Annotated in this window: 23 protein-coding genes and 1 riboswitch; of the genes, 11 read left to right on the top strand and 12 right to left on the bottom strand. The window is 41.3% G+C overall.

Annotated elements, in window-relative coordinates; all coding sequences use genetic code 11:
• The first annotated feature begins 94 nt into the window (after nt 1-94).
• Nucleotides 95-1087: an alpha/beta hydrolase gene (locus tag HUS62_RS07965; RefSeq protein WP_175079097.1), complete on the top strand. Its 993-nt coding sequence runs from the start codon at nt 95-97 to the stop codon at nt 1085-1087.
• Between the two features lie 22 nt (nt 1088-1109).
• Nucleotides 1110-2552, top strand: coding sequence for a serine hydrolase domain-containing protein (locus tag HUS62_RS07960; protein WP_175079096.1), 1443 nt, complete (start codon nt 1110-1112; stop codon nt 2550-2552).
• Nucleotides 2553-2607: 55 nt separating this feature from the next.
• Here HUS62_RS07960 and ribB read toward each other — a convergent pair whose 3' ends face one another.
• Both ribB and HUS62_RS07950 read right to left on the bottom strand, forming a co-directional pair.
• Nucleotides 2608-3261: a 3,4-dihydroxy-2-butanone-4-phosphate synthase gene (ribB, locus tag HUS62_RS07955; RefSeq protein WP_105180530.1), complete on the bottom strand. Its 654-nt coding sequence runs from the start codon at nt 3259-3261 to the stop codon at nt 2608-2610.
• 358 nt (nt 3262-3619) lie between these two features.
• Nucleotides 3620-3776: riboswitch (FMN riboswitch) on the bottom strand.
• A 47-nt stretch (nt 3777-3823) separates the two neighbouring features.
• Nucleotides 3824-4762 carry a LysR family transcriptional regulator gene (locus HUS62_RS07950; protein ID WP_175079095.1) on the bottom strand — a complete coding sequence of 313 codons (939 nt, stop codon included), beginning with the start codon at nt 4760-4762 and terminating at the stop codon, nt 3824-3826.
• Between the two features lie 102 nt (nt 4763-4864).
• Here HUS62_RS07950 and HUS62_RS07945 point away from each other — a divergent pair, with 102 nt between their 5' ends.
• Nucleotides 4865-5521 carry a nitroreductase family protein gene (locus tag HUS62_RS07945; protein ID WP_175079094.1) on the top strand — a complete coding sequence of 219 codons (657 nt, stop codon included), beginning with the start codon at nt 4865-4867 and terminating at the stop codon, nt 5519-5521.
• Between the two features lie 36 nt (nt 5522-5557).
• Here HUS62_RS07945 and HUS62_RS07940 read toward each other — a convergent pair whose 3' ends face one another.
• The 5 genes from HUS62_RS07940 to dapB all read right to left on the bottom strand — a co-directional run bounded on the left by HUS62_RS07940 (nt 5558) and on the right by dapB (nt 12624).
• The gene (locus tag HUS62_RS07940) at nt 5558-6601 is read right to left on the bottom strand and encodes a S66 peptidase family protein (RefSeq protein WP_175079093.1); all 1044 of its coding nucleotides are present in this window, start codon (nt 6599-6601) and stop codon (nt 5558-5560) included.
• A gap of 118 nt (nt 6602-6719) precedes the next feature.
• The gene (gene greA, locus HUS62_RS07935) at nt 6720-7196 is read right to left on the bottom strand and encodes a transcription elongation factor GreA (RefSeq protein ID WP_054561700.1); all 477 of its coding nucleotides are present in this window, start codon (nt 7194-7196) and stop codon (nt 6720-6722) included.
• A 51-nt stretch (nt 7197-7247) separates the two neighbouring features.
• Nucleotides 7248-10466: a carbamoyl-phosphate synthase large subunit gene (gene carB, locus HUS62_RS07930; RefSeq protein WP_175079092.1), complete on the bottom strand. Its 3219-nt coding sequence runs from the start codon at nt 10464-10466 to the stop codon at nt 7248-7250.
• Between the two features lie 16 nt (nt 10467-10482).
• Nucleotides 10483-11619, bottom strand: a complete 1137-nt coding sequence (carA, locus tag HUS62_RS07925) for a glutamine-hydrolyzing carbamoyl-phosphate synthase small subunit (protein ID WP_055020805.1) — start codon at nt 11617-11619, stop codon at nt 10483-10485.
• A gap of 207 nt (nt 11620-11826) precedes the next feature.
• On the bottom strand, nt 11827-12624 hold the full coding sequence (gene dapB, locus HUS62_RS07920) for a 4-hydroxy-tetrahydrodipicolinate reductase (protein WP_175079091.1): 798 nt from the start codon (nt 12622-12624) through the stop codon (nt 11827-11829).
• Nucleotides 12625-12904: 280 nt separating this feature from the next.
• On the opposite strand from dapB, the gene HUS62_RS07915 reads away from it, so the two are divergent.
• Together HUS62_RS07915 and HUS62_RS07910 are read left to right on the top strand one after the other, a co-directional pair.
• Nucleotides 12905-14218, top strand: coding sequence for a Na+/H+ antiporter NhaC family protein (locus tag HUS62_RS07915; protein WP_054561704.1), 1314 nt, complete (start codon nt 12905-12907; stop codon nt 14216-14218).
• A gap of 92 nt (nt 14219-14310) precedes the next feature.
• Nucleotides 14311-15093 carry an outer membrane protein OmpK gene (locus HUS62_RS07910; protein ID WP_175079090.1) on the top strand — a complete coding sequence of 261 codons (783 nt, stop codon included), beginning with the start codon at nt 14311-14313 and terminating at the stop codon, nt 15091-15093.
• Between the two features lie 58 nt (nt 15094-15151).
• Here HUS62_RS07910 and HUS62_RS07905 read toward each other — a convergent pair whose 3' ends face one another.
• Nucleotides 15152-15655, bottom strand: a complete 504-nt coding sequence (locus HUS62_RS07905; protein WP_175079089.1) for a hypothetical protein — start codon at nt 15653-15655, stop codon at nt 15152-15154.
• Nucleotides 15656-15768: 113 nt separating this feature from the next.
• Nucleotides 15769-16566, bottom strand: coding sequence for a M48 family metallopeptidase (locus HUS62_RS07900; protein WP_054561706.1), 798 nt, complete (start codon nt 16564-16566; stop codon nt 15769-15771).
• A 192-nt stretch (nt 16567-16758) separates the two neighbouring features.
• Between HUS62_RS07900 and HUS62_RS07895 the strand changes: the two genes are divergently transcribed.
• Entirely contained in the window at nt 16759-17949 is a 1191-nt protein-coding gene (locus tag HUS62_RS07895; protein ID WP_055022171.1) for a Bcr/CflA family efflux MFS transporter, read from the top strand.
• 68 nt (nt 17950-18017) lie between these two features.
• Here the strand turns inward: HUS62_RS07895 and grpE are convergent, their stop codons facing one another.
• Together grpE and HUS62_RS07885 are read right to left on the bottom strand one after the other, a co-directional pair.
• On the bottom strand, nt 18018-18626 hold the full coding sequence (gene grpE, locus HUS62_RS07890) for a nucleotide exchange factor GrpE (RefSeq protein ID WP_054551515.1): 609 nt from the start codon (nt 18624-18626) through the stop codon (nt 18018-18020).
• Between the two features lie 58 nt (nt 18627-18684).
• Nucleotides 18685-19629: an HrcA family transcriptional regulator gene (locus HUS62_RS07885; RefSeq protein WP_175079088.1), complete on the bottom strand. Its 945-nt coding sequence runs from the start codon at nt 19627-19629 to the stop codon at nt 18685-18687.
• A gap of 120 nt (nt 19630-19749) precedes the next feature.
• Between HUS62_RS07885 and nadK the strand changes: the two genes are divergently transcribed.
• The 5 genes from nadK to HUS62_RS07860 all read left to right on the top strand — a co-directional run bounded on the left by nadK (nt 19750) and on the right by HUS62_RS07860 (nt 24185).
• Nucleotides 19750-20634: an NAD(+) kinase gene (gene nadK / locus HUS62_RS07880; RefSeq protein WP_054561709.1), complete on the top strand. Its 885-nt coding sequence runs from the start codon at nt 19750-19752 to the stop codon at nt 20632-20634.
• Between the two features lie 94 nt (nt 20635-20728).
• A complete protein-coding gene (locus HUS62_RS07875) occupies nt 20729-21292 on the top strand; it encodes a hypothetical protein (RefSeq protein ID WP_175079087.1) in 564 nt (187 codons plus the stop codon).
• 68 nt (nt 21293-21360) lie between these two features.
• Nucleotides 21361-23034, top strand: coding sequence for a DNA repair protein RecN (gene recN, locus HUS62_RS07870; protein WP_054561711.1), 1674 nt, complete (start codon nt 21361-21363; stop codon nt 23032-23034).
• A gap of 47 nt (nt 23035-23081) precedes the next feature.
• Nucleotides 23082-23480 (top strand): hypothetical protein, encoded by a 399-nt coding sequence (locus HUS62_RS07865; RefSeq protein WP_175079086.1) that lies wholly within the window; start codon nt 23082-23084, stop codon nt 23478-23480.
• 66 nt (nt 23481-23546) lie between these two features.
• Complete coding sequence (locus HUS62_RS07860; RefSeq protein WP_175079085.1) at nt 23547-24185, top strand: hypothetical protein; 639 nt, start codon at nt 23547-23549, stop codon at nt 24183-24185.
• Nucleotides 24186-24243: 58 nt separating this feature from the next.
• Here HUS62_RS07860 and HUS62_RS07855 read toward each other — a convergent pair whose 3' ends face one another.
• Nucleotides 24244-25659 (bottom strand): FAD-dependent oxidoreductase, encoded by a 1416-nt coding sequence (locus tag HUS62_RS07855; protein WP_058585227.1) that lies wholly within the window; start codon nt 25657-25659, stop codon nt 24244-24246.
• Nucleotide 25660: the final 1 nt, after the last annotated feature.

Below are 25660 nucleotides of genomic sequence, written 5' to 3'. Positions count from 1 at the left end.
AGAAAAAAGAAAATGGCAGGGCTAGACGATGATTATCGCTCAACCCTGTTAGAATCTGGGATTAAAATGCGCTAGCCGTGATTGGTAAGTTGTTGTGATTAATGGAAATACTACAATAACAACAAAGGGAATTATGCGCTTTATCCTCTGCATTTTTTATATTTCAGTCCTCAGTGGTTGTCAAAGTTTTATTGCTTATCAAATCACTCAACCGGCACAAGAAGTATCATTTGACGGTATGGAAAACATGGTCATATTTTCCGGAGCCCCAACACACTCTTGTATCAACGATTTGCAATGCCTAGATTTTCGATTATTTTCACAAAGCGACTTAAATAAGCATTTTTTGGAAGTGGGCAATCTCAATTTAAGTTTAGTTTTAAAGAGTAACAATAAAAGGGAAGAGTTTAAATCTGAACTGGATTTGAGTAATCAAGCAACCTCAAACTCCTCAAATGTAATTGTGCTATTCCCTGGTTACGGTGTAAATAGCATGGGTTACAGCTTTCAAGCCCGTTGGCTTAGCCATTTTACCGGCAAAGATGTCATCCTCATGCCTGCGAGCAATCAGTATAATGAATTCAAGTTTGGTCTAAATAGTCTAGATGTATTACAACATTATTTAAATAACAACCAATACCAACAAATTGATATTTTAAGTTATTCAATGGGCAGTATTGCTGCTATGCAATTTGCAAAGCAGATGTCTAATGTAAAGCAACAGATAATGGTTGCACCAATGATGCACTTTGACACCGCATTAATGTCCGTAGCTAAAAGTTATCACCCAACCTTAAGCTACTTTGTCAAGGATAATGATTTTAAAAATGCAGCAAAAAATGTAATTCAAAACAGTGGTATTGATGAAACACAGCTTGATTTAATCGCCCTACTGAACGGCAAACAATCAGCTAATAGAACCACACTCTATGTTAGTAACGCAGACCCAATAAGCCCCGCTAGTTATTGGCAAGCACTTCAAAATAAGAGTGTATCCATAGTGCATTACAGTAATTTGAACCACACCAGAATGGTAAGCCTTATTAATCAAGCCATGCGCAATGAGGTTTTACATCGATTAATGTAACCAACAAATAACAAGGACAGCAATGAACATATTCTTTAATAAACTAAGGTTGCTTGTAGTTTTTTATTTAGTCGTAATTTCAAGCCTCGCACATAGCCAAAACATGCAAGCAGAGATGGCTGACTTTATTAGTGGCTTTCATAACTTTAAGCAGTTTAATGGCAATGTATTAGTTGCTAAGGATGGAAACGTACTGTTTGAACAAAGCTTTGGCTATGCCAACTTTGAATGGGATATAAGACATAGTAATAAAAGTAAATTTAGAATTGGTTCAATTACCAAACAATTTACCGCCATGTTAATTCTGCAATTGGCACAAGATGGAAAACTTAAACTCGATGATCACCTTGCAACATACCTCCCTGATTACAGAAAAGATATAGCCACTAAAATTACCCTTCGCCAAATACTTAATCACACCTCTGGTCTTGGAAATTATACTCAGGCAAAATCTTTTCGTGATGAGTACAGCCGAAACCCTTACAGTGTTGATGAATTTATTCGCTTATTATGTAGTGATGATCTAGTGTTCGAGCCTGGCACTGAATTTCGTTATAGCAATTCTGGCTATTTTATTTTGGGTGCGGTAATCGAAAAGGTAACAGGTCAAAAATATCAAGACGTATTGCAGAAGAATATTTTAGATCCACTCGATATGAAGAGTACAGGCTATGATTCTCACAATAAAATCATTAAATTTCGCGTATCGGGTTACGACAATGGCCTAGCAGGTTATAGCAATACTGATTATTTAGATATGTCTATCCCGTATGCTGCTGGGTCAATGTATTCAACAGCACGAGATTTACTAAAATGGGATCAAGCTCTCTACACAGGTAAGTTATTGAACAACGAATATAAAAAACAGATGTATCAAATTTCTGAGCAAAGAAATTATGCACTTGGTTGGGAAGTTACAAACCTTGATAAAAGCACCTACGGAAAACCGCTAACCCGTATTCAACATGGCGGTGGCATCAATGGTTTTAATGCGTTTATAAGTAGAATAATCGAAGACAAATTACTGGTTGTCATTTTAAATAACACCGGTGGTGCGCCACTCACACCCATGACTAATGGCTTACTTGCAATCTACTATGGCAAACCCTACGAAAAAGCGACAGAGCATGTAGATAGTAAACTTTATAACGCATTTAAACGTGAAGGTATTGCAGGACTGAAGAATAGCTATCAGCAAATGGTGAGTGAGGGTAATACGCCTAGAGAAAGGTCGCTAAACTACTTTGGCTATGAATTAATGCAGATGGATGAGCTAGACGCCGCAATCACGGTGTTTGAACTCAATAATCAATCTTATCCAGAATCAGCAAATACGTTTGACAGTTTAGGTGAAGCATATTTAGCAGCTGGTGATAAACAAAAAGCATTAGCAAGTTACAAAAGTGCGCTAAAACTTAATCCTGACAGTGAAAGTGCTAAACAAGCGATTGAGAAATTACAATAAATAAAGGCCACAAGAGTGGCCTCACTTTTTACTTACAGCTTATAGCTTAAAGCTTTTAACATGCTTGTTTTTGCGTTGCTTGGATATAAGCAACTAAATCTTCAATCGATACAACGGGCATATTGTGCTCACTGGCAAACTTGCTAACTTCAGGCAAGCGAGCCATTGAACCATCTGGATTCGTTAATTCGCAAATAACACCAAACGGTGTTAAACCCGCTAACTGCATTAAATCAACCGATGCCTCGGTATGGCCACGGCGCACTAATACCCCACCGGTTTGTGCTCGCAGTCCAAACACATGTCCTGGACGAGATAAGTCTTCAGGCTTTGCATTGTCAGCTGTTGCCGCTTTAATGGTGGTTACACGATCAGCCGCTGAAACGCCAGTTGTCACGCCCGTTTTAGCTTCAATGGTCACTGTATACGCTGTTTTGTTCTGACTGGTGTTATGCTCAACCATTTGTGGTAAATCAAGCTGTTTAACACGCTCATCGCCCATGCAAAGACACACAATACCGCTACCTTCACGGATCATCATGGCCATTTGCTCTGTGGTCAGGTGCTGTGCTGAGTACACAAAATCACCTTCGTTTTCACGGTTTTCGTCATCTACCACAAGTACGCCTTCACCTTGCTGCAAAGCAGCAATCGCACGTTCAACGCGTTCAAGTGGTTCGCCAAATTGGCTGAGTAAAGAAGACTGAATCATCATTTTTAATACCTATTAAATTAAATATGAAAAGATTCAGGACATTGAAAGGCACAGCAAAAAAGACCACCCACAGGCAGCCAATTACTATTTTATAGATAAACTATGTTCTCTTTCATCCAAATATACCCAAACTACCTCAATATTCAGAATTCAGCATTTCTCAGGGGCTTAATATCAAGGCGTTATTTTGTAGAAATGGCACTCCCTTTTAAAAAGTAACAACACAGAGAGTAAGTTCCTGAGAAGCGCCCTTCGGGTTGGTTTAAAAGCGATTTATTCAGCGTTATTGATTTTAACAAGGGAATAGCCATTCTTTGCAATCAATGCCTTGCCTAAATCGCTTTTAATTCCAACTGAACCTCGAATATTGAGGTGGTTTGGGTATAAGACCTCGGCTCTGGCCTCTCACCAGATCTGCTGACCTTTAACCAAAGTTAAAGCGCTCGCGGGCTCACTTAAATTTAAAGTATACCGCCGGTGGGGAATTTCACCCCGCCCTGAGAATGTTGCTTAATCAATAAGATGAATAAGCCAAGCTATTCTATACCTAAAGTAATTAGTTATCGAGTACCCGCTTATCTAATATGCCTTTTTCAATCAGTTGATTGAGGATTGCCTTGGTTTTTGCTCGGCATATATCACGCACTAGGCGAACCGCGGGTGTAATGGACTGTCGACTTGGGCATATTAGCCAAAGCTCTGCACATAAGTGAGGATAATTTTGCATCACTGGCACTACCCGCCCACTTAGTAAATCATCACTGATATCAATACATGATTTAACCGCTAGGCCTTTACCAGCCACACACCAACGCCTTACCAAATCTCCATCATTAGATGCTCGACGGCCTTGCATTTTCACTTTAAAACGCTCTGTTCCATCGGTAAATTCCCAAACATTATTGATGATATCTTGTAGTTGATAAAATAGACCTTGATGCTGATTTAATTCATCTGGATGTGTCGGCGCGCCATGTTCGGCAATGTACTCTGGGGTTGCACATAACAGCCGCGGAACATTACAAATTTTAAAGCCATATAAATTTGAGTCAGATGGCGAGCCATACCTAAGTGCAAAATCAACGGAGTCTCGGTAAAAGTCGACATTACTATCGCTAATATGCGGGCGCATACTCAGCTTTGGATACTCATCAAGTAACTCATCTAACCATGGGATAATGATGTTGCGGCCAAAGTCTGAAGATAGTGCAACCCTGAGCTCCCCTTCAATTTCATCATGCTCACCTTTTAACGCAAGTGTGGCTTGCTCAAGCATGAGCACGGCTTGCTGACACTGAGGTAAAAAGCGCTCCCCAGCCGCAGATAAGCGCAAATGACGAGTTGTACGAACAAATAACTCAGCACCCAGCGCTGCTTCAACACGTTTAATTGCAGCGCTGGCGGTAGCGGCTCGCATGTCTAATTTGGCTGCTGCGGTTGTAATGCTACGAAACTCAGCAACCTTGAGGATTAATTTGAGATCTTCAACCAACATATTAACTAAAAATTTTTGATAATGTTTATTCGATTATGCGCTTTATCGTAAAGTATGCAAGGCGTAAACTGCACCTAATTGTTATACATGCGGGAGCAAATCATGACACACCCAATCATTTCTGACTTACAACGCCGTTATACAAGTAAACGTTACGACGCTTCAAAACAAATTAGCCAAGCAGACTTAGCTGTAATTATAGAAGCATTACGCCTGTCGCCATCGTCTATTAATTCTCAACCATGGAAATTTGTGGTAATTGAATCAGAGCAAGGTAAACAGCGTCTGCATGATAGTTTTGCAAATAAGTTTCAATTTAACCAAGTTCATGCAAAAGCGGCATCACACACCATTTTATTTGCTTATAACCCAAGCTATAAACGTGCTGATTATGAAAAAGTAATTGATGCCGATATTGCTAATGGCCGGACAAAAGCTGAAAACAAAGAGCAGGCTTTTGGTGCCTTCGCCTTTGTTGATTTAAATACAGATGAGCAAGGTGTTAACGCCGCTTGGACTAAAGCTCAAACCTACATTGCATTAGGTAATACCATGCATACAGTGGCTCGTTTAGGTTTAGATTCAACACCGATGGAGGGTGTCGATAAAGACTTACTCGGTGAGCTATTCGCTGATGAGTTAGATGGTTATGTATGTGAAGTGGCACTCGCTATTGGTTATCACGAGCCAGAGCAAGATTATAATGCTGCATTACCAAAATCGCGCTTAGATAAAGATGCGGTGATTACTGTAGTTTAAAGCCTAAAGATTATGCAGGCTTGGCCTGCATAATTGTTATTTTAGATCAGTCTTCACAACCACATTACTCGCCATACCTTCACACAAATCTGCTGTTATTATGGCAACAGCTCCATTTATTAGTGCTAAATTTGGGGCTACGTGGCCAATGTCGGCATCAACGATAACTGGGAATAAATTACCTTTAAATGCGAGCTCTATTGCTTGGTATTCATCAAAGTAGCAGTCGTTATTAATTGCAGGGCTGCGGCCAAATACCACCGCATTTACATCAGTAAAAACATCATTCAACTTTAACGATAACAAACAACGTGCAAGGGCCATCGGACTAAGCTCTGCATTTTCTAGGTATAAAATTAACCCCTCAGGCGCATACTGCTTTTTAAATTCATGCAATGCATAGTAATTTGAGGGTAACAACAGACCTAACGTATCTAAACAGCCGCCAATTAAACGTCCAGACACTTCAATTTGGCGTTTATCTTTATAGTTAATACATCGCCATTGGCTTGGAGCGGTATAGTCAAATTGAGCATCAGGCTTAGCTTTATAATCAATAGGCTTTTGCTGATAAAAAGGCGACGCGACTTGATGTAGTTGCTGTTTTTCTTCAAGTGACATGACACTGAATATATTTGCTAAATAAACATCGGGATCGTCAGGATGAATTTGCATTAAATTTGCAGCGTGCAAAGTTGCCCAGCCACAACGAGTTGTTAATGCACATGCAAACGTGCTGATATCTGAAAAGCCAACCAACCATTTAGGCCTTGCTTTACTTATGGCATTGAAATCCAGAAGAGGTAAAATTTCCATGGTAAGATCACCGCCCCATGGCGGCATAATGGCTGCTATTGAATCATCAGTTAAATACTGCATTAGCTCATCAGCACGTTGCTTAGCGCTATTATGCTCTTGTCGTAAACAGGCACCTTCAACAACAGTAAAACCTTTGGCTGTTAAGCCATTAAGTACTATGTCTAAGCGCTCATGAAAGGCTTTATCAACACCTGATGAAAAAGCACATATGGCTATTTTATCACCTTGCTCAAGCGGTTTAGGATACTGAATTTTCGCCATTATTACTCCTTCATTGCAACAGTCTTGTAGCCAACGTACCGAATAAATCCACGCCTGTAAACAGGCATAAAAAAACCGCAGTATGAACTGCGGTTTTTCTCAATGCTTGGTTAAGCTACTAAATATACTCAACTTCAATGATTTCGTACTCTACTTCACCGTTTGGCGTTTTAATGATAACGGCATCATCTACCTCTTTACCAATTAAACCACGCGCGATTGGTGAGTTAACAGAGATCAGATTGTTTTTGATATCTGCTTCGTCATCGCCTACGATTCGGTATTTTACTTCAGCATCGGTTTCAACATTAACGATAGTAACCGTTGTGCCAAAAATAACTTTACCTGTGTTAGGCATTTTAGTTACATCAATGATTTGCACATTTGAAAGCTTCGCTTCAATTTCTTGAATACGGCCTTCGCAGAAACCTTGTTGCTCACGAGCAGCATGGTATTCAGCGTTTTCTTTCAAATCACCGTGCTCACGTGCTTCAGCGATATCAGCAACGATTTTTGGACGGGTAACTGTTTTTAATTCGTTAAGTTCTTCGCGCAGTAATGCTGCACCACGAACTGTCATCGGAATTGATTGCATATTATTCTCACTTAATCCCAAGGGCGATTGCCTCGCCCTTGGCACATTTCCTTAGTTCATTCGCTGATGTAGTTCCTGAACTGACGTCACCTTGCTACGGTCGTCTGCTTGGTTTGCAGTACAGTTAGCAAATGCCGCGTTCAGAGTCGTTGTGTAGTTAGTCTTATGCTGTAACGCACCACGACGTAACACCTTCGAATCTTCAATCGCTTGGCGGCCTTCAGTAGTGTTTACAATGTAGCTGTATTCACCATTTTTAATTCTATCAAGAATATGAGGACGACCTTCGTATACTTTATTAACGCGACGAACTGCAATGCCAGCTTCTTCAAGTGCTTTTGCAGTGCCACCTGTTGCATCTAACTCGAAACCAAGTTCAGTCATAGTTTTAGCTAGTTCAACGATACGTGGTTTGTCACTGTTGCGTACCGATAGTAACGCGCGACCACCGCGTGGTAAAGTGTTGCTTGCACCTAATTGTGCTTTAGCGAATGCTTCGGCGAAAGTTTCACCAACACCCATTACCTCACCCGTTGAGCGCATTTCTGGGCCACGGATTGGGTCAACACCTTGGAACTTAGCAAATGGCAGTACCACTTCTTTTACGCTGTAGTAAGGAGGGATTACTTCTTTTGTAATACCTTGGCTTGCTAGCGACTGACCCGCCATACAACGTGCAGCAACTTTAGCAAGTGCAATACCTGTCGCTTTAGAAACAAATGGTACTGTACGTGCAGCACGTGGGTTTACTTCGATTAAGTAAACTTTACCGTCTTTCACAGCAAACTGAGTATTCATCAGACCTACTACGCCAAGCTCTAGTGCCATATCAGTCACTTGCTTACGCATTACGTCTTGTACTTCAGCAGTTAGTGAGTGAGCTGGTAATGAACACGCTGAGTCACCTGAGTGAACACCTGCTTGCTCAATGTGCTCCATGATACCACCGATGATTACTTGCTCACCGTCACAGATAGCGTCAACGTCAACTTCGATTGCGTTATCTAAGAAGTGGTCAAGTAGTACTGGCGCTTCATTTGACGCTGATACTGCTTCAGTCATGTAACGACGTAAATCGTCTTCATCATAAACTACTTCCATTGCGCGACCACCTAGTACGTAAGAAGGACGTACAACCAGTGGGAAGCCGATTTCAGCAGACTTAACAATCGCTTCTTCTAAAGAAGTAACCGTTGCATTCTCTGGTTGAAGAAGATCTAGACGCTCAACAAGCTGTTGGAAACGCTCACGGTCTTCTGCACGGTCGATTGCATCTGGTGAAGTACCAATAACTGGCACACCATTCGCTTCAAGTTCACGAGCAAGTTTCAGTGGTGTTTGACCACCGTACTGAACGATAACACCTTTTGGCTTTTCAACGCGTACGATTTCTAATACATCTTCAAGCGTGATTGGCTCGAAGAATAAACGATCAGATGTATCGTAGTCAGTTGAAACAGTTTCAGGGTTACAGTTAACCATAATTGTTTCATAGCCGTCTTCACGTAAAGCTAATGCTGCGTGAACACAACAGTAATCGAATTCGATACCTTGACCGATACGGTTAGGACCACCACCGATTACCATGATTTTATCTTTTTCAGATGGATTCGCTTCACATTCTTCATCATAAGATGAGTACATGTAAGCTGTGTCTGAGCTGAACTCCGCAGCACACGTATCAACGCGCTTATATACAGGCACGATATCTAACTGGTGACGCTTCTTACGAATTTCTGCTTCAGAAACACCGGCAATTTCAGCGATACGCGCATCAGCAAAACCTTTACGCTTAAGCTTACGTAAAAACTCAGCATTTAGACCAGCCATACCTACTTCGCTGATTGTTGCTTCGTCTTTTAAGATGTCTTCGATTTGTACTAAGTACCAAGGGTCAATCTTAGTTAATTCGAATACGTCTTCTACGCTCATACCGTGACGCATTGCATCAGCAACGTACCAAATACGCTCAGCACCTGGCTCACGTAATTCACGGATGATTTTTTCTTTTGCTTTCGGATCATCAAGGGCAACAATTGGGTTAAAGCCCGTTGCGCCTACTTCAAGACCACGTAGTGCTTTATGCAGTGATTCTTGTTGGTTACGACCAATCGCCATAACCTCACCCACAGACTTCATCTGTGTTGTAAGACGGTCGTTTGAACCTGCGAATTTTTCGAAGTTAAAACGTGGGATCTTAGTAACAACGTAATCAATTGACGGCTCGAAAGACGCTGGTGTTTTACCGCCAGTGATGTCGTTTTGTAGCTCATCAAGGGTGTAACCTACTGCTAGTTTTGCAGCGATTTTCGCAATTGGGAAACCGGTTGCTTTTGATGCTAATGCAGAAGAACGCGATACACGTGGGTTCATCTCGATGATAACCATACGGCCATCAACTGGATTCACACCAAACTGTACGTTTGAACCACCTGTTTCAACACCGATTTCACGAAGTACCGCCATCGATGCATTACGCATGATTTGGTATTCTTTGTCAGTCAGTGTTTGCGCTGGTGCAACCGTGATTGAGTCACCAGTGTGAACACCCATAGGGTCAAAGTTTTCGATAGAACATACGATGATACAGTTGTCGTTTTTGTCACGAACAACTTCCATTTCGTACTCTTTCCAACCGATTAATGATTCATCGATTAAAAGTTCATTTGTTGGTGATAAATCTAAACCACGCTCACAAATTTCGTCAAATTCTTCTTGGTTGTATGCAACACCACCACCGGTACCACCCATAGTGAATGATGGACGAATGATACATGGGAAACCGATGCGGCTAAGTACATCGTGTGCTTCTTCCATTGAGTGAGCGATTTCTGCACGCGGACACTCAAGGCCAATGTTCTTCATTGCTTCGTCAAAACGCTCACGGTTTTCAGCTTTATCGATTGCATCAGCAGTTGCACCGATTAGCTCAACACCGTGTTTTGCCAGTACGCCGTGCTTATCTAAATCAAGTGCACAGTTTAATGCTGTTTGACCACCCATAGTAGGCAGTACTGCATCTGGCTTTTCTTTTTCAATGATTTTCTCTACCACTTCCCAGTGAATTGGTTCGATGTACGTCGCATCCGCCATTTCAGGGTCAGTCATGATAGTTGCAGGGTTCGAGTTTACAAGAATTACTCGAAAGCCTTCTTCTCGTAGTGCTTTACACGCTTGTGCACCAGAGTAGTCAAATTCACAAGCTTGACCGATTACGATCGGGCCTGCGCCTAAGATAAGAATGCTTTTTATGTCGGTACGTTTTGGCATTGTTACTCCGGTTAAATTAGTTAGAACGTGCTTGCATCAGGTCGATGAAGTGGTCAAATAATGGTGCCGCATCATGTGGACCTGGGCTTGCTTCAGGGTGACCTTGGAAGCTAAATGCAGGCTTGTCTGTGCGGTGAATACCTTGTAGCGTGCCATCGAATAATGATACGTGAGTTGCACGTAAATTCGCTGGTAATGTTGCTTCGTCAGCTGCGAAACCGTGGTTTTGCGCTGTGATCATTACAACATTGCGGTCAAGGTCTTTAACTGGGTGGTTACCACCGTGGTGACCAAACTTCATTTTCACCGTTTGTGCACCTGAAGCAAGTGCAAGTAATTGGTGACCTAAACAGATACCAAAGATTGGCGTGTCTGTTTCTAGGAAAGTTTTAATTGCTTCAATCGCGTAAGTACACGGCTCAGGATCGCCTGGGCCATTTGATAAGAAGATACCGTCTGGGTTTAATGCCAGTACGTCTTCTGCAGATGTTTGTGCAGGAACAACGGTTAATTTGCAACCGCGGTCAACTAACATACGTAAGATATTACGTTTAACACCGAAGTCATAAGCAACAACGTGGAACTTCTCGTCTGCTGCTTCTAGCGTTTTAAAGCCTGAACCTAACGTCCAGCTTGATTCGCGCCACTCAAAATTTTCCTTGGTTGAGACAACTTTTGCTAAATCCATGCCTTTTAAGCCTGGGAAGGCTTGCGCAGCTTCAAGCGCTTTATTCTCATCTAACTCGTCGCCTGCAATGATACAACCATTTTGAGCGCCTTTATCACGTAAGATACGTGTTAATTTACGAGTGTCGATGTCAGCAATACCTAAGATATTGCGTTCTTTTAAGTAATCACTTAACGATTGCTCGTTACGGAAATTACTTGCTAGCAGTGGCAAATCACGGATCACTAGGCCTTTAGCCCAGATTTGACCCGCTTCTTCGTCTTCGCTGTTAGTACCCGTATTACCGATATGTGGGTACGTCAAAGTTACGATTTGTTCCGCGTATGAAGGGTCAGTCAAAATTTCTTGATAACCAGTCATAGACGTATTGAATACTACTTCACCGACTGACATGCCGTCAGCGCCGATTGCAGTACCGCGAAACACTGTGCCGTCTTCTAGGACTAACAGAGCGGATTTAGTCAAGTTAACCTCCTAACAGTAAAAAACGGGAGTAAAGTCATTTGCTCTACTGCCCGTTTATAGCGATTGGAAACACGCATTTATGAATTTTTGGCAAATTGGCGCTATTCTACAGTAATTTAGCTTTCAGATCTAATCTTAATTAATAAAATAGTAAAAATAAGCGTTATTAACTAAAAATTCACTGAAACTGCCAAAAAAGAAACTAAACTACTTCAAGTCAAGCACATCTTGCATGTCATAAAGTCCAGCTGGTTTATTTTTCAACCAGCCCGCAGCTCTTACGGCACCTAACGCGAAGGTCATTCTTGAACTTGCTTTATGAGTTAATTCTAGCCTTTCGCCAGAAGTTGCGAAATATGCGGTGTGTTCACCTACTATATCTCCGCCTCTCATGACTGAATAACCTATTTCATTTTGCGATTTTGCGTGTTCGTCATTGCTTCTATCAAAACGCGCGACCTCATCATGCTGCCAACCTTTTGCCTCGGCAATAGCTTCACCAATTGCCAATGCAGTTCCTGATGGCGCATCGATTTTGTGACGATGATGAGCTTCAAATATTTCGATATCCATGTCATCGCCAAACTTCACAGCCGCAGTCTGCACTAAGTTAAGCAGTAAATTCACACCTACGCTATAGTTGCGGGCAAAAACAATCGGAATGTGTTTCGCCGCTTCATTAAGCGCATCAAGATCATCTTGGTTAAGGCCCGTAGTACCAATTACCATGGCGATATTTTTTTCGACCGCTGTTTTTAAATGGTTGCGCATTCCTGCCGGTAAAGTGAAATCAATCAATACATCAGCATCTTTTACGTCAGTTTCTTTACTAAATGTTACATCTGATGATGCAGCGCTGTTCAATTGATTAACCGCAATATCTAAAAGTGGCGAGTTATCACGGACGTACGCGCCCGTTAATGTTGCGTCATCTTTTTTTGAGACAGCTTCTAAAAGTGCAAGTCCCATGCGGCCGTTTGCGCCAAATACACCTATGCGGTTCATATAGTTACCTTATCTATTCTTCTTAGCTGGCTGGATTTTATCGAAAACTCATGTAATAGTCAGGTTAGCTTATAAAAAATACAGAGCTAATTTTAGATTTATTAATAGAACAACAATAATAACAGATAGTCTTTGCATTTAGCCATCTATACATTTAAACTTCTTCCTTTGCGCCGATTTGGTCTTTGGCTTGCGGGCGCTGTTGATGTCTTTTAGACACAACTAAATACAGCTAAAAGAAGTGTTTGGCTGTGTTATTGGTTATCTAACGAGGAATATGATGCAGCCATCATTTAATAAAACAAAAGCAAAGCTTTCTTTGCTGCCGCTTTTGGTGTTTGTCGGCTTATTTTTAGGCGCTGGCTTATACTTACAGTCTCAAGGTGTCGATTACGCCTTCTATCAATTGCCTGCTCCAGTGGCAATTTTGCCAGCTATCATGCTGGCGTTTATCTTAAATAAAAATACCATCAACCACAGTGTTGAAACCTTTATTAAAGGTGCGGGCCATAGCAACATCATCACTATGTGTTTGATTTATTTGCTTGCCGGTGCATTTTCTGCGGTTGCTGGTGCAACCGGTGGTGTTGATGCCGTAGTTAATGCCGGTTTATCACTTATTCCACCTGCTCTGTTACTACCTGGGTTATTTCTAATTGCTGCGGTAGTGTCGACTGCGATGGGTACTTCAATGGGTACTATCGGTGCGATTGGCCCGATTGCTTATGCCGTCGCCCAAAAAACAGGCATTGATCCATCCCTGATGGCAGGCACGATTGTATCAGGTGCCATGTTTGGTGATAACTTATCAATCATCTCTGACACAACTATTGCTGCAACCCGCACGCAAGGCTGTGAAATGAAAGATAAATTTCGTGAGAACTTAAAAATCGCCTTACCTGCTGCGGCATTAACTATCGGCTTGTTATTCTTCTTAACGCCTGCTGCAGAAGCTGTAGAGACACAAGACTTCGATATCTTACTAGTATTACCTTATGCCTTTATCTTAGTGCTCGCGGTAATGGGCTTTAACGTATTCGTGGTGCTGTTTAGCGGTATAATCTTCGCTGCACTTATGGGCTTTACTGGCAGCTATGAAGGTGCGAGTTTTGTTAAAGATGTTTATAAAGGCTTTACTGACATGCAGGAAATTTTCTTGCTATCGATGTTTATTGGCGGTCTTTCAGAGTTTATCCGTATTAATGGTGGTCTTGATTATATTGCTAACAAAATTCAGGCAATTACAAAAATCATTGCAAAATGGCACCGTAAAGTAGCAGATCAATTAGGTATTGCTGCACTGGTTATGACTAGTAACTTATGTATTGCCAATAATACCGTGTCTATTATTGTTGCAGGCCCAATTGCTAAAAAATTAGCAGATGATGGCGAAATTACAGGCAAGCGTTCAGCAAGCTTACTTGATATTTTTGCTTGTGTTACGCAAGGCTCATTGCCGTATGGCGCACAAGCACTTCTACTCGGCGCAACATTCAAAATTAGCCCATGGGAAGTCTCTACCTCTTCTTACTACTGCTTTATTCTTGCCTTTACTGCCGTTGCAGTAATTTGCTTACGCCGAAATAAAGCATAACTTAAATAATTTTTCTTAAGATACGCCCAAATATGGGCGTATCTGCTATAATCCAACCTTTGTATCCCCCTTTACACCATCAATATTGAGATATGAACTTGAAAAAGATCCTTTCTGTTGCTGCGCTTTGTGCAGTAAGTACTTCTGGCTATGCCGCTAATTGGAGCTCTACGCAATTACACGTTAATAACGGTGAACACAAAAACCCGTTTTCATTAACTAAGTCAAACACCACGGTTGTATCACTACAGCATGCGTCTGGTTATGACTATGGCGACAACTTCTTTTTTATTGATTACAGCGACGACGACCGTCAAGATGGCTATCAAGATAAAGACTTTTACGGTGAGTGGTATTCAACATTTAGCTTATCAAAAATCTCTGGCAGTGATTTCTCATACGGCGCAATTGCTGATGTGGGTTTAACGGCAGGTTTTAATGCCGCAGGTGACTCGAAAGTTCTTAAGTATTTACCTGGTGTAAAGCTTAGCTGGCAAGCACCGGGCTTTAGCTTTTTATCTACTTTATTTACCGCTTACATCGATGACAGTGAAGGCGTAGCACGCGGTGGCGCACCAACTGAAACAAACAGCTGGATGATTGATGTTGCTTGGGGCTACCCATTTACTATTGGCTCACAAAAGTTCAACGTAACAGGCCATGTAGAATACATTGCAGAGCGTGAAAATGAATTTGGCGAAGATGTTAAAGCGTGGATTTTAGCGCAGCCAATCATTACGTGGGATTTAGGTCACGCAATGAGCATGAAAGAAAATACCTTACTGCTAGGCCTTGAGTGGCAATACTGGCACAACAAGCTAGGTACAGACACAACTGAGTCAGTACCACAACTTCACGTTGAGTGGACGTTCTAATAAGCTGAAAGCTGAAAAAATTAAAGCCTGTATAGTCAGCTAGAATACGGGCTTTGTTTTAATTAAATTGATTAGAAGTCCATTTAGACACATAGCGACCACCTGCAACAGCTATTTTCTCTAAACGGTCGCAGGCACCAAAAGCAACTCCTGAACCAATTTCCTTCGTTGTTTTAGCTATAATCTCATCACCTTTTTTAAGTTGCACATGTAATGTTGCTGATGAGCTTGGTCTCACCGATGGAAAAACCCATCTATGCGAGTTTATTTCAATATATTTCGCTTCAACGACATACTCTGCTTTGGATTTTTCTTGTTGTTCAACTAATGTTACTAAATAATTTTTTGCTGAATCAGTAATTGAATTAGCTAACTTATCAAGCATGACACAATCACGTTGAACTTTATCTGCTTCAACTCCAAGGGCAAAATGCACTGCATTTAACGCTATAGGAGGTGTAGGCTTTAAGGCAATTGCTTGAGTTTGCTGCTGTTTGGTGCTTTTACAGGCGGTTAAAGACACTAAAGTACATAGCAAAAAAGTAGGGATAGAATACTTCATATTAATTCCATTTAATTGTTTTTATTATTAAATCAGATAGTTATTTGATGATAATAGACATCGACGAAAAATGAAACAAAAAGAGCTGCATAAGCAGCTCTGGGAAGATTTAATTACAGTTTACACTGTGGGGTTTTGCCTTTTGCTTTAGCGGCTTGTTGGGCTTTTAATGCATCCGACATGTGCTTTTGAAGCTCTTTAATGCGGTTACCCGGTGCAGGGTGAGTCGACATAAATTCTGGAGTACCGCTACTGCCCGCAGCACTCATATTTTGCCAAAGCGATACAGATTGCTCTGGGTTAAACCCTGCTTTTGCCATTAAATCTAAGCCAACAATATCTGCTTCTGATTCATGTGAGCGACTAAACGGTAAGACAACACCATACTGTGCCCCCAAACCTAAAGCTTGCATGATCTCACCGCGATATTGCACATTACCCATATCAAGTGCTGCACCACCAACTTGCAGACCTGTTTGTAACAATGCATTTTGTGATACACGTTCATTAGAATGCTCAGCAATAACGTGTGCAACCTCGTGACCTAGTACCGTTGCTAGTTGATCTTGATTTACAGCAACTTTTAATAAACCTGTATGAACGCCAATATAACCCCCCGGTAATGCAAATGCGTTTGCTGAGTCTTCTTCAAACACGACTACTTCCCACGATTGCTTTGCATACTCGTTAGGTAAAACGGCAATAACATCATCGGCAATACATTTCACATAAGCATTGACGCCAGGATCGGTATTAACAGGTTGTGTTTTTTTCATTTCAGCAAAACTTGCTTGACCCATTTGGCTCATTTGTTGGTCTGAATAAAGCGCGATTTGTGTACGCCCTGTTGGAGAGGTTTTACAGCCAGCTAAAACAGCGGTGGCTAACACTGCCATGATTAACTTTTTCATACTAGTCCTTCAAATACTTAGTGTAATTGTGGCTAATATAGCAAAGCATTGCTTAATTTTATATGAAAATGAACAATCACCCGCTCACTTGTTATCATTTAGTTAATTCTTTTACTTAGCAGGCAAACTAAGTTCACCACAGTGACTCACACTGCTACAATAGTGACCTAATGTTTGATGAATGAGTAAACAATGCCTTCCCCTGAGACTTTAAATAAACGCATTTTATTACCTTTACTGGCAAGTATTGTCGCAATTACGCCTTTAGCAATTGATTTATATTTACCGGCAATGTTGGTGATTGCCAACGACTTACAAACTACCATGCCAAATGTGCAAATCTCGCTCAGTATTTATTTGGCGGGTTATGCTCTGGGTATGTTGTTTTTTGGCCCGATAGCCGATGAACTTGGTAGACGATTACTCGCAAAGGTGGGCTTAGCACTATTTGGGATCAGCTCATTAGCACTGGCATTTTGTACCAACATCGAATTATTTTGGTCTTTAAGAGCCGTGCAAGCATTCACAGGTGCCGCTGCGACAGTCGTAGTGCCAGGTATTATTCGCCACATTTACCGAGAGAACACCGCCAAGGGCATGTCTTATGTCTCGATGATTATGATGGTTGCCCCGTTAATTGCGCCTACTCTAGGCTCATTAATCATGGGAATTTCAACATGGCAGGTTATTTTCATTGCATTAGCTGCTTACAGTTTTGCCATTTTAGCTTTGGTGCAAATTCATTTAATCGATATTCCAATCTTTAAGAGTCAGCAACGTGGTTTGGCACTGTTCTTTAATAGTTATAAAACGGTATTTTCTCGTCGTAGTGCCCTTGCCGATATTGCCAGCTCAATGTTTGCCTCATTTGCATTCTTTTGCTTTTTAACATCGGTACCTTATGTATATCTCGATTTCTTCAAAGTAGATGAACAATTGTTCGGTGTGTTATTCGCCTTTAACGTGCTGGCTTTAATGTTCGGTAACTTTATGAATACACGTTTAGTGCCGCGCTTAGGTTCTCGTAAACTGTTATTTATTGGGCTAGGTATTGGCTTTGTGTCTGGCGGGGCATTGTTGTTATTCAGTGTGATGCATTTATCGCTGTATTTTATCGTTGCTACCATCGCACCACTGATGATGAGCTTGGGTATTGTCGCGAGTAATGCAGACTCATTAATACTGATGCAATTTGAGGAAAAGTCAGGCACTGCAACAGCTGTTATTGGTACCCTGAGATTCGGCAGTGGCGCTTTAGTTGGGCCTATCCTTGCTTTTGTTCACCCACAAAGTGCGATTCCATTTTCTGCTATGATGTTCAGCGCACTGATACTGATCTTACTTGTACAGCTTTGGCATCGAAAACGATACCAATCGACTTAAATATTGAACACAATTGTAATAAAAAAAATGCCTGTAATTAACAGGCATTTTTTATATCTCTTTAGAGCTTATTCAGCTTCTTTCGATACCATAACCATTGCAGGGCGTAATAAACGGCCATTTAATGTATAACCTTTTTGCATTACTGCAAGAACCGTATTAGGCGCTACATCATTGCTTGGCTGAATTGACATTGCTTGATGGAATTCAGGGTTAAATTGTTCACCCTGTGGGTTAACAATTTCAACACCGAATTTTGATACCGCATCATTAAAGCTCTTAACAGTCATTTCGATACCTTCAAGCACAGGCTTAAGCTGCTCATTTTCTTTATCAGAGAACTCAATCGCACGCTCTAGGTTATCGATAACAGGTAGTAATTCGTTAGCAAACTTTTCAAGTGCAAATTTATGCGCTTTTTCTACATCTTGAGCGGCACGACGACGCATGTTCTCAACATCTGCAGCAGCACGAACAACACTGTCTTTTTGATCGTTGATTGTTTGTTTAGCCGCTTCTAATTCGCTGTGTAGTAGTGCGATTTCAGCTTCAGGGCTCATTTCTTCGCCGTCAACTTGTTCAGCCGCTTTTTCTGCAGCTTCTACTTCAGCTTGCATTTGTTCAAATTCTTCGTTTAGTTCAACTTCTTGCTCTGGTGATTTTGTCTGCTCAGACATAGCTTACATGCTCCAATTCTTTACAACTGCGGTAATTATGGGGATTGAATTAAAAGATTCAAGAGGCTGATGAGCCGATTAACTTAAATTCTTGGATGATTGCTTCTATTTGCGCTGATTTTGGACAAATTACGCAAAATCGGCTCTGGTATTCATGGTTATTGAAATAAGGAACGCTGATCACCATCAACTCATTACAGTCTGTAAATGGCAATTGTTCTGTGTTTAACACCGATAACCCATTTTTAAATGCGAGTTTGTCTTCAACAAAATTTAAAAACGATACACCAATATTTAAGCTGGTTTGGCAATCAACTTGGCGGTAAAGGTAGTTTTCACCTACCACAATGCTGTTATCGGAACCAAGCTTTTGACTTAATTGCCGAGTCCATTGTGTTAAAGAGTCATGGCAATTATGTGGTGCAGTGGCTGCCATTGCCTGCATTCGATATAAGCCTTCCATTAAGGTTTGCTGGCTAAATACGGTATTAAGCCAAGTAGCAAACTGGTAACGAACGACATCCGATGAATCTTCAGGTTTGGTAATGCAAATGTTATGGCTTTGCCCTGCTCTATCGATCAGTAGAATAAGCCAATTGCTACCATCAAAATCAAGCACCTCTACTCGAAAGACCAGCTGTGAGCTGACTTGAGGTAAGCCCACACAACAACACACTTTATAGCGCTGACTCAAACCATGGGCGAGCTCAACTAATTGTGCTTGCTCGGGCTGCCAATATGTTGCAATTTCAGGCAGAGCAAAAAACTCAGTAAGCCAATAATCAAACCCAGCATTGGTAGGTACGCGGCCAGCAGAAGTATGTGGCGAATAAAGCAAGCCTTCTTTTTCAAGTCGTGCCATTGCGTTACGAACCGTTGCCGAGCATACCGCCATGCCTTTTTGTTTGGCAATTCGGGTAGAGGCAACAGGCTGGCCTTCACCGTTACAGTAAAGGCTCATTACAGCTGAAAAAATTTGTTGGTCACGCGGATTTAATTTCATAATTTATACATCTTGCTTCTTGCCAGTGGATATTTGGGCGCCGCAAGTTTATTTCAAGTTATTTTCAAAGCATTAATTTTTAATGTAATCTAGCGATATGAAAGTTTAAGTGCAAATAACATGGATTCACCGTTTAAAACCATAGGTTTAATTGGCAAACCTAATCACAGCGGGGCAGCTGCCACACTTGCTCGCCTGCACACATTTTTGCGAGCCTTGGGTTTTGAAGTGCTAGTAGAACAGCGCACCGGCCGCCAACTTGAAGATCTTCCCCGAGAAAACCTTGTTAAATTGGTCGATTTAGGTGAACGTGCAGACTTAGCCATAGTCGTCGGCGGTGATGGCAATATGCTTGGCGCAGCTCGAGTTTTAGCGCGTTTTGATGTTGCCGTAATTGGTGTAAACCGTGGTAATCTAGGCTTTTTAACTGATTTAAACCCAGAAGGTTTCGAAGCCAGCCTTGAACAAGTATTAAGTGGCCAGTTCCTCGAAGAAAAACGCTTCTTGCTTGAAGTTGAAGTATATCGCCATGCCGAACTCAAAAGTGCAAACTTGGCAGTGAATGAAGCAGTACTTCATGCTGATAAAGTTGCCCACATGATTGAGTTTGAGGCCTTTATCAACAACGACTTTGTATTCTCGCAACGCTCAGACGGTTTAATTGTTTCAACCCCAACTGGTTCAACTGCTTATTCATTATCTGGTGGCGGGCCGATTTTGACGCCAGAGCTTAATGCGATTTCACTTGTGCCTATGTTCCCGCACACATTATCAAGCCGCCCTCTTGTGGTTGATGCTGATAACGAAGTGCGTTTAAAGCTCAGTCTTGAAAATACTGATAGCCTGCAAGTCAGTTGTGACAGCCATGTGGTTTTAGCTGTATTACCTGGCGATGAAGTGGTGATAAAAAAAGCAGATAAGCGTCTGCGCTTGATCCACCCTAAAGAATACTCTTACTACAATGTATTAAGAAAAAAATTAAACTGGGGAAGCCGCTTATTTTAAGCGGCTTTTTTATCTCAATTGATTGCCAAGGCACATTGAATAGCGCAAAATAATCAAACTTAATGCTGTATTATTTTAAGGATTCTAAGGCGAAATGAGCTATATCGTTTTTCTTGCTCTGTTATTACTGATCACCTTGCTAGGTTGTTACTGGATGGTTGAGAGCAACCGTCGCAAGGCTATTGAAGCTGAAAAAAAACGTTTTAATCAACGAGTAAAAGAAATCAATAATGATTTTAAAGATAAGTTAATTGATTTCAGCGAGAGTAAAATCATTCGTCCGAAGAACATCTCGCGTTTGAGCATGATCACTAGCAATTACTTTGTTGTGCAAGCCCATAACGAAGAAAACCTCACATATCTTGAATACATTAGTGATTTACTGCTTAACACAATCATTATGGAAGCCAGTAAAGCACAAAGCCCAGAACAGATTGATCAGCTTGCAGACAGGTTACAGTATTTCATGGCTGAATTACCTTACAATGGTATTGAATATAACAAAGCGTTTTACCAAGAGTCCCTTCCATCACTCATTGAAGTAATTAAATATCAGCCCCCCGCCGATTTACAAGACGATCAGCCGCCAGCCCAGAGCACACAAGCGTCAGATGATTCCACACCAGAAAATCAATTGTCAGAATTAAGCAAAGCTTAAAAATTTAATTTGCAAAACCCGAAAACACTGTATAAATTAACAGTTAATTAGCTGGATGGATAAACAGTATGTTAATCGGGTTAGAAATTAAAAACTTTGCCATTGTAAGTAATTTAAGTACTGAGTGGCACAATGGTATGACAGCCATTACAGGTGAAACAGGTGCGGGTAAATCAATTGCAATTGATGCCCTCTCTTTATGTTTAGGTGAACGCGCTGATGCTGGTGCCGTTCGCCCTGGTACTGATCGTGCAGAAATATGCGCACAATTTGATATTAGCCAACTCCCTCTTGCCCAACACTTTTTAGAGCAACATTTACTCTCAAACAACGAAGGCGAATGTTTACTACGCCGTGTTATTTGCAAAAATGGCCGTAGCAAAAGCTATATTAATGGCAGCTCAGTTACCGCTGCACAGTTAAAAGAGTTAGGTCAGTACTTAATTTCTATTCACGGGCAACATGCCCATCAACATTTATTAAAAGCTGAACACCAGCTACATCTGCTTGATGCCTATGCCGGCCACAATCAGTTATTAGCTGATGTTAAAGAACGCTTTAAAGCCTACCAAGCCTTACTCAAAGAATTTAACCAGCTTGAACAACAACAGCAGCAACAGGCAGCTCAAAAGCAATTACTTGAGTATCAAGTAGCCGAACTTGATGAATTTGCTCTGCAACCGGGTGAATTTGAAGAGATTGAAGCTGAGCATCATAAACTAAGCCATAGCCAGACTATTTTAGAGTCATGCCAACGTGAGCTACAACACTTATACGAAAGTGATGAGCAAAGTGCGTGTTCATTATTGCAACATAGTGCTCAACAATTTGCAGAGCTAGCAAGCTACGATGAGAGCTTATCTAGCATAGCATCACTACTGAGTGAAGCTGCCGTTCAAGTTGAAGAAGCAAGCCGCGAGATACGCAGCTATGTTGATGTTACCGACTTAGACCCAGCACGCTTAGACGAAGTTGAAACTCGTTTAACAGGTGCTATGGATCTTGCCCGTAAACATCACATAAAGCCAGAAGAGCTTGTTGAGTTTCACCAGTCAATCTCTGAAGAATTAGCATCAATTAGTTATAACAGCGACCGCCTTGTGGCACTTGAAAGCGAAATCAGCGATGCCCTTGAGCAGTACAAACAAGCAGCTCAACTATTAAGTGAAAGCCGCCATAGTTATGCAGATACGCTTAATCAGTTAATTAGTGATAGCATGGCGAATTTATCGATGGAAAACGGCAAGTTTGCTATTGATATTCAACAAGCTAGCGATAAAGCACCAAGTGCAATGGGTTTTGATACTGTGTCGTTCTTGGTATCGACCAACCCGGGTCAACCGCTACAAGCACTGTCTAAAGTGGCCTCTGGTGGTGAGTTATCGCGCATTAGTTTAGCTATTCAGGTAATTATTGCTCAGCGTGTTACAACGCCGACCCTCATTTTCGATGAAGTTGATGTAGGTATTTCAGGCCCTACTGCTTCTGCAGTCGGCAAGCTATTACGCCAGCTAGGTAAATCGACCCAAGTTATTTGTGTAACTCACTTGCCACAGGTTGCAAGTTCTGGGCATCAGCAATTTTTTGTAGCCAAAGAAATTGCAAACGGCGAAACCTTTACACAAATGAATAAACTTTCAAAAGATGGCCGTATCGATGAAATTGCCCGACTACTTGCTGGCGACAACATTAGTAAAATGGCACGAGCGAATGCCAAAGAGCTTATTAGCGCACATGCATAAGTTGATAATTAATACTGTTGAGAGTTTAAGTTGTTTAGAGTTTAGAAATGAATATTAAAAATATGTTTACCGCTTTAGTGCTTGGCTTGATTGCGCTGAGTTCAAACCATTCACAGGGTTCAACAGCTGATTCAGCTTATCAAGGTGCGCAATTAATCGTTATTTTATTTGAATGTATTTTAATTGCCCTCCCGACTACCGCATTTTTGTTGGTTATTTGGAGTCGTTGGAAGCATTTACGCTTTAAGCAGTTACTACAAACTGTGTTAAATTCATCTTTAGTATTAATGTTAATTAGCATGCTAGCTGTTAATCAATTAACACTCGACTTTTCGTCATGGTTAATTGTATTTGCAATAGGCCATACATTACTTGTTGGTATTAGTTATTTATTGCTTAAACAGCACACTAATAGAGTGAAAAGCTCTCTGACAGGCTGTTGGTAGCCGCTCCATAATTTGCACACATTTGCTGGTTAGTATAAGCACACATTAAGCTTATTCTGACTGCAAATGAAATACTCTTTACTTATTGCTACGTATTTACTGTCTTTCTTGTGTGTAGCAGCTTCACTGCCAAGCACTCTATTAAATCAAGTCACTGACCTTGAGAACCAAGGCAAGCTCAGTGAAGCACTCACTATTCTTGAGCAATACAAAGATAATAATACCGCTACATCGACCCCCGAAATTGCTATGGCACAAGCGCCTCTTTTACGTAAACAAGGTCATTATAACGAGGCGATAGAACTGCTATCGCCATTACAAAAGCTTGCTAGTTTGAGTAAAAAAGACCAATACCACATTCAAAAAGAGCTAGGGATCAACTACCGTCGCCAAGTAAAAACAATAGAAGCAAAAAATCATTATATGGCAGCCTTAGCACTTGCAAATGAGCTTGAAGACAAAAACCTACAAGCACAAAGCCATAGCAATTTAGGTTCACTATACGACACGCTTAATGATCTTGAACAATCAATGCATCATCAAGTAAAAGCACAAGCGTTATTAGAAAACAGCGATAATTATGAACTAGTTGCCACTAATTTTTATAATTTAGCAAACCTTGCTCACAGGCTTGATGACCTCTCGCAATCTGAGTACTTCTATAAAAAGCACTCGAATTTGATTCTCAAAACAGCTAAAAAATAGGCAACAAAAAAGCAAGCTCGGTAGCTTGCTTTTAAAAATGTTGAATGGCGCTTTAGAGTTAAACGTCTAAGTAATCCATAATCCCTTCAGCGGCATTTCGGCCTTCGAAAATAGCCGTTACCACTAAATCTGAGCCGCGGACAATATCGCCACCAGCAAAGATTTTCGGGTTAGTTGTTTGGTGAGTAAATTCACCTTTTTCTGGTGCATTGATACCACCCCAGTGATTGATTTCAACACCATACGGTTCTAGCCAATCCATTTTATGAGGTTTAAAACCAAACGCCATGAGCACTTTGGTTGCTTCAATAACATGCTCAGAACCTGCTACTTCTTCAGCACGACGACGACCATTTTCGTCCGGCTCACCAAGTTGCGTTTTCACCATCTTAACGCCAGCAACTTTACCTTGCTCGTCAACCACGATACCTTTAGGTTGAACGTTAAAGGTAAATTCTACACCCTCTTCACGGGCATTTTTAACTTCGCGCTTTGAGCCTGGCATGTTTTCTTCGTCACGACGATACGCACAGGTTACTTTTGCAGCACCTTGTCGAATGGAGGTTCTCACACAGTCCATTGCTGTATCACCACCGCCTAACACAACGACTTTTTCGTTCGCCATATCGATATAAGCTTGCTTATCTTCTGCATAGCCCATTACTCGGTTTGTGTTACCAATTAAGAACGGCAGTGCATCAAACACACCATCAGCATCTTCGTTTTCAAGGCCTGCACGCATACTTTGATAAGTACCAACACCTAAGAATACGGCATCATATTCTGCTAAGATTTCATCAAGCGTAATATCAACGCCAACTTCAGTGTTTAGCTGAAACTCGACACCCATTTCAGTGAAAATTTCACGACGCTTTTGCATTACTTCTTTTTCAAGTTTGAATGAAGGAATACCAAACGTAAGAAGACCACCGATTTCTGGGTGACGGTCAAACACCACAGGCTTAACACCGTTACGTACTAAAATATCCGCACAACCTAAACCAGCTGGGCCTGCACCAATGATAGCCACTTTTTTGTCAGACCATACCACATACGACATATCTGGTTTCCAGCCCATTTTAAATGCCGTATCAGTGATGTACTTTTCGATATTACCGATAGTGACAGCACCAAACTCTTCTTCAAGTGTGCAAGAGCCTTCACACAAGCGATCTTGTGGACATACTCGACCACACACCTCTGGTAAGCTATTTGTACGGTGAGACAGCTCTGCCGCTTCTAAAATACGGCCAGTACGAATGAGCTTTAACCATTGTGGAATATAGTTATGTACTGGGCATTTCCATTCACAGTACGGGTTACCACAATCTAAACAGCGATCCGCCTGTGAGTTAACTTGTGTCTCAGAAAATGGCTCGTAGATTTCTACGAAAGATTGTTTACGTGCTGAAATTGGCTTTTTACGCGGATCAACACGTTGTACATCGATAAACTGGTATACATTTTCGCTCATA

It is taken from the genome of Pseudoalteromonas sp. 0303 (genome assembly GCF_013349995.1).
In the GTDB taxonomy this organism is placed as follows: Bacteria; Pseudomonadota; Gammaproteobacteria; order Enterobacterales; family Alteromonadaceae; genus Pseudoalteromonas.
This window is presented reverse-complemented; position numbering and strand designations above follow the sequence as displayed.